Below are 8957 nucleotides of genomic sequence, written 5' to 3'. Positions count from 1 at the left end.
TGCGCGCAGGCATCCGGGCCCGCCGCGGCAGCGGCAGCAGCGCCGCAGGCGTAGGCGGAGCCGGTGGCAGCGGCGGCGCTAGCGGCGGAAGCGGCGGGGTGAAAGCCGCGGCGGCTGCGAAGGCCTAAGGGCGGCGTAAGATGCGGATGCCTTGGCGTAAGCTCGGCGGCATGAGCGTAAGGTACGGCACCGGCTCCTTCAACCAACAAATGGAATACTGTATTATCCAACCGCTGTTGCCGTAGGTTCATCCGGTCAGCCTGCCATCGAAACTTGTTCCCCCGCACAATCCCGGCTAAATAAACATCATGATGAGACCAAAAACGCCGCCCCCGTACAACAGGGGCGGCGCTTTGCCAATAAAGTTACATCCGGTCCGGTGCGGTAACACCGACCAGCCGCAGGACGTTGGCAATCGCCGTCCGTGCAGCGCCCAGCAGAGCAAGGCGGGCTACCGTCTGAGCGGCATCCTCGGTGATTACGCGCTCTGCCTTATAGTAGCTGTGGAACAGCGAAGCCAGGTCGTATACATAGCGGACCAGGCGGTGCGGCGCATAGCCCTCAGCGGCAATGGTAATCTCCGCAGGCAGTTCACCGATTTTGCGGAGCAGATCATATTCATGTGTGGCAGTCAGCTTGCTGTAATCAATCTGCGCTGCATCCGGCACTACAATCCCTTGCTCCTCCGCTTGGCGGAATATGCTGCAAATCCGCGCATGTGCGTACTGTACATAGAATACAGGGTTCTCATTGGATGTCGAAATCGCCAGATCCATGTCAAAGTCCAGATGCGAATCCATGCTGCGCATCGTGAAGAAGTAACGGATTGCGTCAATTCCAACTTCCTCCATCAGGTCCTCCATCGTCACGGCTTTGCCTGTACGCTTGGACATCTTGACCTTCCCGCCGTCCTGGAACAGGCTGACCATCTGGGCGATGAGCACCACGAGCTTCTCGGGATCATTGCCGAGCGCCGCCATGGCCGCCTTCATCCGTGGAATGTAGCCATGGTGGTCGGCTCCCCAGATGTTGATCATCGTGTCGTAGCCGCGGCCGTATTTGTCGCTGTGGTAGGCGATATCCGGTGTGAGGTACGTATACGTGCCGTCATTCTTGATCAGCACGCGGTCTTTATCATCGCCGTATTTGGTGGTCGCAAGCCAGGTGGCGCCTTCCTTCTCATAGACTTCTCCACGCTCGCGGAGCTCATCCAGCGAACGCAGCACTTCCCCGTTCTCATAGAGGGAGGTTTCGCTGAACCAGATATCGAAGTTCACCCGGAACCGGCTGAGGTCGCGCTTAATTTTGTCCAGCTCCTTGGCAAGCCCGTAGGTACGGAAGAATGCCGCCCGGTCGCCCGGTGTCATAGCGAGCAGAGAATCGCCCTTCTCCGCCACCAGCTCCTTGGCGAAGACCTTGATATCCGCTCCATGATAACCGTCCTCCGGCATCTCGGCCGGCTGGCCCAGCTCCTGCAGGTAACGGGTCTCGATGGATATGCACAGATTGGCAACCTGGTTTCCGGCATCGTTAATGTAGTATTCCCGGATCACGTTGTAGCCGGCATAATCCAGCACGTTGCCCAGGGCATCGCCCACAGCAGCCCCGCGGGCATGTCCCAGATGAAGGCTGCCGGTAGGGTTCGCGCTGACGAACTCTATTTCCACACGCTTGCCCTGGCCTATGTTCACACGGCCATAATCGTCACCCTGATCGGCCACAAGTGCAATAACGGGGTAGAGATAGCTTTTGGACAAAGTGAAATTAATGAAGCCCGGTCCGGCAATCTCTGCCTTCTCAATAGAAGCGCTGCCTGTATCCAGGTTCTCAATAATCGCCTCGGCGATCTGCCGGGGGTTACGCTTAGCGATCTTGGTCAGCTGCATAGCAGCATTCGTCGCCATATCACCATGGGCCTTGTCCTTCGGGACTTCCAGCACAATGGCTGGCAGCTCTTCGCGGGACACCAGACCTGCGGCTACAACCGCATCGGCGATGGCCTCCTTCACCCGTTCATGGGCAAGCTGGAGCGGATTTAAAGATTGTGTCATGATTGTGGTTCCTCCTGTATATTCAAACTTATAGCGAACTGTCCTGATATTTCCCCGTATACGTAGAGATCATATTCCCATGAAACGGCAAGCGATCTTCCTTCGCGCTTGATGTCCAGTGTCTTCGTGTCTGTGGTGAGATTGAACTGTGTATAAGGCGAGCGGTAGAATCCGGGCAGCGGTTGCCCCGGCTCAAAGGACTGCTCCGACTGTACAGCGCCATGGCGGATCAGCTTGATCCGGCCCTCTGAAATCTTCAGCGTGTTGCGTACCACGGCCGCTGCGCCTTCGGGTCCGGTCTGCTGCTCTTCATAAATGATGTACAGCGACTGCCCCTTGGCAATAGCTTCTCCTGCAGCGTGTACCACACTGCGCTCTGTGCCCTGCACACTCTCCAGCGTTACCGAAACGCCGTATTTGCCTTGCGGTCCTTCAGTCATCACATGTTCCCCGCTTATTCGTACTTGTAATCATAAAGGTCATATTCGCTTTCCCATTGTACACTATATCCAGATCGGGAGGGCAATTCAACCGCTTTTTCATCAACCTTGGCCCTCACAGCGGTAATAACGCCACTCTCTCCCTGCCGCGAAGCTGGCTGATCATCGATGTCCAGGCTTCCGGCTTGCCCTCCAGCACGGCGTAATAACGGGTCAGGAAATCGGCCACCAGCGGCGCCGCGATGCTCTCCAGCTCCTCATCTCCGGGCATGAAGCAGAGGTCCAGACCGGACACCGCTTCGCCATTCCCCTGCCAGGAAGGGTGGACATAGGGAATATCTATTCTTTTATAGCCCAAATGCGACAGAACTTCACGGCGGACGTACGGGTCCATCGGCTTAATTCCGCCAAAATCATACCCCACCCGGTAAGGATCATAGATCTCGGCGAACATACCCAGCAGCTCCATGTGATTCTCAGCAGCCAGCTTCTCCAGGTCCTTCAAGCGTTGACGCGCCAGAAAACGGCCAATGCCCAGTCCTTCCCGGCCAATGATGGTGAAATCGGTCATCGCTACATTCCAGTCGGCATAGTAACGGTATTCCGTAGTGCCTACAACCTTCCCTTCATGCACCGCAGCGAACACGCGTATTCCCGGATCGGCAAGCGGCTCCTTCCACAAGCTGTACTCCAGCACTTCCTCAGGCGGAAATACATCCGACAGCAGCTGATGCACCTCTTTGAACAACGGGTCTGTGATATCTGTAATTCTTCTATATTCCATCATCTTGGGACTCTCCTTCAATATATAGGCTGTATTCATTTATTAAAAGGATTCCGCCATTCCATCAGCGCTGCGTAATTCCCTGATTCCTCGTCCTCCAGATAACCCTCGACCACACGAACCGGAGACCGGCCGCACCGCAGCAGAAAAGTAATCACCGGATCAGACCAGCTTCCGGCGACAACCCCGGCCAGATACTCTTCCGCTGTCATCTGACCGGCCACCCGGTGATAGCCGGGCATCCGGCCCGCTCCCAGCAGCCGCTCCAGCTTCTGTTCCACGACCACATGATATAACGACTGGACCAGCTCCTTACCCAGACCCAGCTTGCGGTACTTGGGACGGACACACAAATCGGCAATATACAGCGTGTCCCCGTCCGGCTGATGCGAGGTGAGATATCCGTCTGCCGTAACCTCTGACCACGTATGATGAAGCGCCGGTACCTCCGGGTCGAAATTCATCAGGAATCCGGTAACCGATCCGGCCAGCTCTCCGGCCACCTCCACACACAGCGCCCCTTCCGGAAAAAGCGTTACATGATTCAGCAGCTGTTCCCGGTTCCACCACAGCTCCGCAGGATAAGGCGGCGGGAAGGCCTCGGACTGGATCTTGATCAGCTCTGTGAAATCAGCTTCCGTATAGGAGCGGATCACCGCAGGTACAGGCGTCTTGCCGTCCAGAGCATAGAACTTCTTATAATACATCCGTTAGTTTCCCCCTTACGTCCTTAAGTCCAGTCAGTGTACAAATCGGTGCGGCGGTCACGCCAAGTGGTTACAGACCCGTGTTCCCGCACGCGGTACAGCAGCTCCAGATCCAGATCGGCGGTGATGATCATATCGTTGTTGATTTCCCCTTCGGCCAGCAGACCCTGGGGAGGGAACGGAATGTCATTAGGTGTAATTACCGCTGCCTGGCCGAAGTTAGCCCGCATCAGGTCAACGGTAGGCAAGGAGCCTACGGTTCCGGTCAGCACCACATAGACTTGATTCTCGATAGCCCTGGCGTGGCTCGTATATCGTACCCGGTGGAAGCCGTGGCGGTCATCCGTGCAGGACGGGCAGAAGATCACATCCGCCCCTTTGGCCCGGGCCATGCGCACAATCTCCGGGAATTCAATGTCGTAGCAAGTCAGCATGGCAATGGTTCCATACTCTGTCTGAAATACCTGAAGCTCCTCACCCGCCCCCATATTCCAGCCCTCTACTTCAGCAGGGGTAATATGCAGCTTGGCCTGCTCGTCAATTCTTCCGTCCGGGTAAAAAAGATGGGCTACATTATACAGCTTGCCGCTGCGGCGCAGGACATGGGTCCCCCCAATAATATGTACTGCATACTTCTTGGCGTACCCGGAGAACATCTCCCGGTAACGGTCTGTGAACTGGGGCAGATCCTCTATCCCCAGCGCTTCCCCGTCATCGCCTCCGATCGACATCAGCTGTGTCGTAAGGAATTCGGGGAAGAGAATAAATTCAGCGCCGTACTCTCCGGCTGTCTTAATATAGTGCTCGCACTCAGCGGCAAACTCCTCGAAGGAGGAGATGGTATGCAGATGATATTGTACAGCAGATACGCGAAAAGCCATGGCGGCAGTCCTCCCGGGCATGATAGTTACATGCATTTTCATAAGTATCTAAAATTTTACCATAACGGATCACAAGTAGAAACGGCTTTGCCGTCCTTTTAAAAGACGGTACCGTTTCAGCGAGAAATAGAAGGATAATTTATCGTGTGCAACAAATAAATTCTTATATTTTAAAATCACACATGGCCCAGCGGGCGCATACTCCCCTTTTCTCCGCCTGGTTCGACAGCTTCCGCTTTCTCTGCAAATCGTGAATATCTCTGCTCTTCCTTTCCCATAATGAGGAATACAAGCAGCGGCAGCCCGCATGGTGCCAGCCTGTGTTACTGCTTGAATTCGAAGGAGCCTGATACCATGACGCGCGATTCTGCTACACCTAAAGTCCGCAAACGCCGCTTACGCCTGCTCTTTCGGCTGCTGGTTGTCTCTGCCCTGCTGTTCCTGCTGGCAGCCGGGGCTCTGCTTGGATATCTATATCAGAAACCGCTCCCCCCGCTTGGGGATGATGTCCGCTCCAGACTGCTCGACGCCCGGGGCAATGTGATGACCACCTTCACTACAGATGGCCGTAGCCGCGAGCCTGTTGAGCTGAACCGGATCTCCCCGCTGCTCATCAAGGCCACGCTGGCTGTGGAGGACCGGAAATTCTATAATCATATCGGCTTTGATCTGAAAGGCATGGGGAGAGCCGTACTCGCCAATCTGGAGACGGGCAGACGCACACAAGGGGCCAGCACTCTAACCCAGCAGCTCGCGCGCAATCTGTACCTCACCCATGAGAAGACCTGGACCCGCAAGGCCAAGGAAGCGTTATACACCCTGCAGTTGGAGATGAAGTACACCAAGGATGAAATCCTGAATATGTATTTAAATGAAATCTACTACGGGCATGGCGCTTATGGAATTGAAGCTGCCGCCCGGATGTATTTCGGCAAAGCTGCCGCAGATCTGGATCTGGCGGAGAGCGCCCTGCTGGCCGGAGTGCCCAAGGGACCCACCTATTATTCTCCTTATAATCATCTGGACAGCGCCTTGAAGCGTCAAGGCATCATCCTGGCCGCCATGGTCGACACGGGGGATATTACGGAATCGCAGGCACAGGAGGCCGCTAAGGAGCAGCTGAAGCTGAGCCCGCAGGGTCAAAAGGATACCACGGTGGCTGCACCCTATTTCCGCGATTATGTGCGCAGCCTTGTGATCGACAGCCTGCATATCAGCAGTGACGAGCTGGACCGGGGCGGCCTAAATGTCTATACGACGCTTGACCCGGATATGCAGCAGGCTGCGGAAAAGGCGGTGGATCAGGGCATGGACCACAGCAGCGAGCTGGAGACGGCTCTGGTCTCCGTTGATCCCCGCACAGGCTATGTGAAGGCTATGGTCGGGGGCACAAATTACCGGACCAGCTCCTTCAACCATGCGCTGGCGAAGACGCGCCAGCCTGGCTCTTCCTTTAAGCCGATTATGTATTTGGCGGCACTGTCGACCAAGGAAATGACCGGTTTGTCCGTCTTCAACAGCCAGCCGACGCTGTTCCACTATGACAATAACCGCAAGACGTACCAGCCCCGGAATTTCGGGGATAAATATCTGGGAGAGATTAATATGCGGCAGGCCATTGCCGCATCTGACAATATCTATGCCGTGAATACCATTATGAAGATTGGGGCGGATAAGGTGGCTGCTATGGCTGCCGCCATGGGGATTAACAGCCCGCTGCAGAGTGTTCCTTCTCTGGCGCTCGGAACCTCGCCTGTCAGCCCGCTGGAGATGACCGCAGCCTTCGCAGTGATTGCCAATGGCGGAGTGAAGCAGCCGGTCACTGCGGTCCTGAAGATCACGGATGCGGGCGGACATCTTCTATATGAAGCTCCGCAGCCTGAGGGGCAGCCCATGGTCGAGCCGGCAGCGGCTTACGTGTTAACCCGGCTGATGGAGGGTGTCTTCGAGAGCGGAGGCACCGGGAACCGGGTGGCCTCGATGATCAAGCGGCCGGTAGCCGGCAAGACCGGCACTACAGATACCGACGGATGGATGGTAGGCTTCACGCCTGAGCTTTCAACCGCCGTATGGGTCGGTTACGATAAGGGCCGGGATATTGCAACCGCCGACGGCAGACGGGCAGCGCCGATCTTCGCCGGATTCACGGAAAAGGCGCTGGAGAATGTGCCGCCGAAGATTTTCCCCATTCCCGATGGCGTAGTCAGCGTATATATCGATCCGCTGTCCGGCATGCTGGCTACAGCAGACTGTCCCGAGAAAAAGCTGGAGACCTTCATCAGCGGCACGGAGCCTACCGAATATTGTGACAAGCATAGCTCCGGCTCCGGTGAGCCCGGTGCTTCACCAAGCACCACTCCTGGTCCTGCCGATCCGGCCAAAGAAGAGCATTCACTATGGAACAATATCAAGCGCTGGTGGATGAACTAACCTGGGATTGCCGCTCCCCGCTGTCTGCGTTACGATGGGGAGACCGGCAGAGGCGTACGCCCGCTTTACTCCGCCGCAGGAAGGTGTGTCATCCATTCATGAAGCTGAATCACTCTGCTGGCCTTGAGCCGCAAGCGCCGTTGCTGCTGCAGCCTGAGCTCTACAAGCTCGCGGCGGTTGAAGCAGCGCCGCGCCTTCTGGGCCAGCATCTGGTCCGCCGTACAGAAGACGGGGACATCCGCTGCCGCATTGTGGAGACAGAGAGCTACGGAGGCGCCGAGGATAAAGGCAGCCATGCTTATGGCGGCCGCCGGACCGCCCGTACGGAGGTCATGTTCAGCGCCGGAGGCGCCGTGTATATATACCTGATCTACGGCATGTACCACTGCCTGAATGTTGTAACTGCCGCAGAGGACGAGCCGCATGCCGTTCTGATCCGGGCAGTAGAGCCGCTTACGGAGAAGGATGCCGAGCTTATGGCGGCATATAGGGGAGTTGCCGTCAGGAAGCCCGCGGACCTCTCCGGCGGGCCGGGCAAGCTGTGCCGGGCGCTGCGGATTGACAAGAGTCTTAACAACTCCAGGTTCGATCTTCCAGATGGTCTACTAAGCATTGAGCAGGGAGAAGACCCTGAGTCCCTGGATATTGTCGAGGCCCCGCGCATTAATATTACTTATGCGGGAGACTATGCCGAGCGCCCTTGGCGCTTCTATCTTCAGGGCAATCCTTATGTCTCGGCCATCGATCCGCAGGCACAGCCCCACAGGCTCCTCTGAAGGAGGGTTACACTGTTTCGGCCGCGGTAATTTGGGTATTAATAAGAGAACCCTAATCAGCCTCTCCCTTGGAACTTCCCACTTGGAGAGGTTTTTCTCATCCTATTAACCTCTATCCCCTCAAACGTCATAAAATGATAAAACTTCCTATAAAATGACAATAAAATCCCCTATTTGTATACGCTTACCCCGTTCTCTTAACTTACAATTACTGTTATAATCATAGATATCTACAAAAAATATAAAGATGTAAATGAGGGACATGGGATGAAAGATACAGGCATGATCCGGAGCCTAGACAGCCTCGGAAGAATTGTGGTTCCCGTAGAAATCCGCATGACACGTAATATTGACATTGGGGATCCTATCGAATTTTTTATACTGGATGAGGATATTATCGTCCTCCGAAAGTACACCTCCACAGAATGCACCTTTTGCAGAAGTCTTGATCATGTGATCTACTATAAGGATCAGTTCATTTGCAATACCTGTCTGAAGGAGCTTAGTGACCCCGAACGCGGATCAGAACCCATCCATGCCTCCCCAAGTTCAGCAGAAGAACATCCCGAGCCTGCCCGCGGGGGACGGAGAAGCAAGACCGAAGAAATGAGTCTGCGTCTGGAGAAAGCAATTGAAGATCATCCCTATGCCAATCAAAAGGAGCTTGCCGAGGTTCTCGGCATCAGCCAAGCCAGAGTCAGCCAGCTCAAGCGCAAGCTGAACGCTCCCGGCAGAACAGCCCCGCAGTAACCATTATCCATTCATCCCTGCACAGACATCAGATAAGGGGCTGTCCCAAAAGTAGATTTTCTACGGCGGAAGAGAGTTCTCTTCATTCTTAATGCTACAAAAAGTGAGCAGAGCAGCGATTCTCCCGTTATTGGAGGA

The 8957-nt window shown here is 55.4% G+C and carries 8 protein-coding genes; 3 read left to right on the top strand and 5 right to left on the bottom strand.

The window, feature by feature from the left end:
* Positions 1-365: 365 nt before the first annotated feature.
* From argS to ACFSX3_RS23445, 5 genes are all read right to left on the bottom strand, one after another.
* A complete protein-coding gene (gene argS / locus ACFSX3_RS23465) occupies positions 366-2051 on the bottom strand; it encodes an arginine--tRNA ligase (RefSeq protein WP_209994774.1) in 1686 nt (561 codons plus the stop codon).
* Positions 2048-2491: a DUF1934 domain-containing protein gene (locus ACFSX3_RS23460; protein WP_209994775.1), complete on the bottom strand. Its 444-nt coding sequence runs from the start codon at positions 2489-2491 to the stop codon at positions 2048-2050. Before ACFSX3_RS23460 ends, argS begins: the two co-directional genes overlap by 4 nt.
* 115 nt (positions 2492-2606) lie before the next feature.
* Positions 2607-3275, bottom strand: coding sequence for a GNAT family N-acetyltransferase (locus tag ACFSX3_RS23455; RefSeq protein WP_209994779.1), 669 nt, complete (start codon positions 3273-3275; stop codon positions 2607-2609).
* A 35-nt stretch (positions 3276-3310) separates the two neighbouring features.
* Positions 3311-3982, bottom strand: coding sequence for a GNAT family N-acetyltransferase (locus tag ACFSX3_RS23450; protein ID WP_209994776.1), 672 nt, complete (start codon positions 3980-3982; stop codon positions 3311-3313).
* A 23-nt stretch (positions 3983-4005) separates the two neighbouring features.
* Positions 4006-4863, bottom strand: a complete 858-nt coding sequence (locus ACFSX3_RS23445) for a carbon-nitrogen hydrolase family protein (RefSeq protein ID WP_209994777.1) — start codon at positions 4861-4863, stop codon at positions 4006-4008.
* A gap of 354 nt (positions 4864-5217) precedes the next feature.
* On the opposite strand from ACFSX3_RS23445, the gene ACFSX3_RS23440 reads away from it, so the two are divergent.
* The 3 genes from ACFSX3_RS23440 (at position 5218) to ACFSX3_RS23430 (ending at position 8819) form a co-directional block, all read left to right on the top strand.
* Complete coding sequence (locus ACFSX3_RS23440; protein WP_209994780.1) at positions 5218-7293, top strand: transglycosylase domain-containing protein; 2076 nt, start codon at positions 5218-5220, stop codon at positions 7291-7293.
* The gene (locus tag ACFSX3_RS23435; RefSeq protein ID WP_379254175.1) at positions 7260-8069 is read left to right on the top strand and encodes a DNA-3-methyladenine glycosylase; all 810 of its coding nucleotides are present in this window, start codon (positions 7260-7262) and stop codon (positions 8067-8069) included. Before ACFSX3_RS23440 ends, ACFSX3_RS23435 begins: the two co-directional genes overlap by 34 nt.
* A gap of 267 nt (positions 8070-8336) precedes the next feature.
* Complete coding sequence (locus tag ACFSX3_RS23430; RefSeq protein ID WP_209994778.1) at positions 8337-8819, top strand: AbrB/MazE/SpoVT family DNA-binding domain-containing protein; 483 nt, start codon at positions 8337-8339, stop codon at positions 8817-8819.
* Positions 8820-8957: the final 138 nt, after the last annotated feature.

It is taken from the genome of Paenibacillus rhizoplanae (assembly GCF_042684125.1).
GTDB lineage: Bacteria > Bacillota > Bacilli > Paenibacillales > Paenibacillaceae > Paenibacillus_AQ > Paenibacillus_AQ rhizoplanae.
Note: the sequence above shows the minus strand (reverse complement) of the source record. Positions and strands in the feature narration are given on the sequence as shown.